Genomic DNA, 1,512 nt, shown 5'->3' on the forward strand with positions numbered 1-1,512 from the left:
AGGTCACCATCCCCGTCGGGGCGAAGCTGTCGCCGTCCGCAGCGGACTTCGTCGCGCAGTGGTCCCTGGTGATCGTCGAGACGGGCTCCCCGTCGGGTGTCACCGTTGCGCCGGAGTCCATCGACTGGGAGAGGGAATCGACCTTTCCCATCGACGTCGGCGGCGACCGGCCCCGCTGCACCACGTGCGGCACTCCGGTCACGGAGAAGTCATCAGCCCTCACCCAGCTGAACGCCCACCACTACGCGCCGAAGACCCATCCCCGGATCCGGTTGCGCGGCCGGGTGGACTCCCTGCACGCGCTGGTCCTGCTGATCCAGCGGATCGCCGGGCAGCAGGGCGACACCGCGCTCGTCCGCGACCTCGGGACGATCGCCGCCTACTGCCGGGAGCTCACGTCGGCGGAGTACAACGAGCGTCCGGTCGCAGAACTGGAGCTGCACGACGGGGACGCGGAGAAGATCCATGCCGTCACCCACGATCCGCCGGGCACCCTGGGCATCGACCACCTGACGATCGACGAGGACGAGCCCGAGCTGCAGCACTGGCTGAACCTTGCGCGCACCACGTCGCGGGAGATCGAGATCACCGCGATGGAGGCGTTCCCCTCGCCCCACCATCCCTATGGTGCGAGCATCTGCCATGCCTTCAACCGGCTGAGCAGCGCCTTCTACTTCCTCCAGCTGCGGCGGAAAGCCGGGGCGGCGACATGAGCCACGACGGCAGCGTGGCCGCCACGATGGCCCGGGCGGCGTCCCGCCTGGCCCGGCCTGCCCGGATCGACGCGCGCACCCCGATCCGGGTCGGGATCGATCTGGGCACCGCCTTCACCGTGATCACCGTCACCGACCAGCAGGGCCGCCCGCTGGCCTGCGCCAGCCAGTTCGCGGACGTGGTTCGCGACGGCATCGTGTGGGACTTCGCCGGCGCCATGGACGTGGTGCGCGGCCTCACGCAGCGCATCGAGTCGCGCACCGGGCGGCGAATCACGGCCGGGGCGGTCACCATCCCTCCGGGGGTGTCGATCAGCGACCACCGCGCACACGGCTACGTCCTGGAGGGCGTCGGCATCGAGTGCACCGCCGTGGTGGACGAGCCGACGGCAGCCAATGCCGTGCTCGGCATCGCCGACGGCGCGGTCGTCGACATCGGGGGCGGGACGACGGGCGTCGCGATCCTGCGGGACGGCCAGGTGGTGGAGACCACGGACGAGCCCACCGGCGGCACCCACCTCACCCTGGTGATCTCCGGCGCCCTGAAGATCGGCTTCGAGGAGGCCGAGCGTCGCAAGGTCGACCCGTCCCGGCACCGCGAGCTGCTGCCCGTGGTGCGCCCGGTCCTGCAGAAGATCTCCACCATCGTCCGGGACGCGGTGGCCGGCAAGGGGGTCGAGCAGATCCATCTGGTCGGCGGCACCAGTGCGTTCGCCGGCATCGCCGACATCATGACCGACGTCACCGGCATCCCCAGCCGGGTGGCTCCCGAACCCATGCTCGTCACCCCGCTCGGGGT

At 70.9% G+C, this 1,512-nt stretch carries 2 protein-coding genes; both read left to right on the forward strand.

Annotation, left to right across the window (positions count from 1 at the left end):
* Positions 1-713: hypothetical protein (locus Q1K57_RS10955; protein ID WP_300082355.1), on the forward strand; the 713-nt coding region annotated here is incomplete at its 5' end.
* On the forward strand, positions 710-1,512 hold an 803-nt coding region (eutJ, locus tag Q1K57_RS10960), incomplete at its 3' end, for an ethanolamine utilization protein EutJ (RefSeq protein WP_300082358.1). The genes Q1K57_RS10955 and eutJ, both read left to right, overlap by 4 nt.

It is taken from the genome of Propioniciclava sp. (genome assembly GCF_029977985.1).
GTDB lineage: Bacteria > Actinomycetota > Actinomycetes > Propionibacteriales > Propionibacteriaceae > Propioniciclava.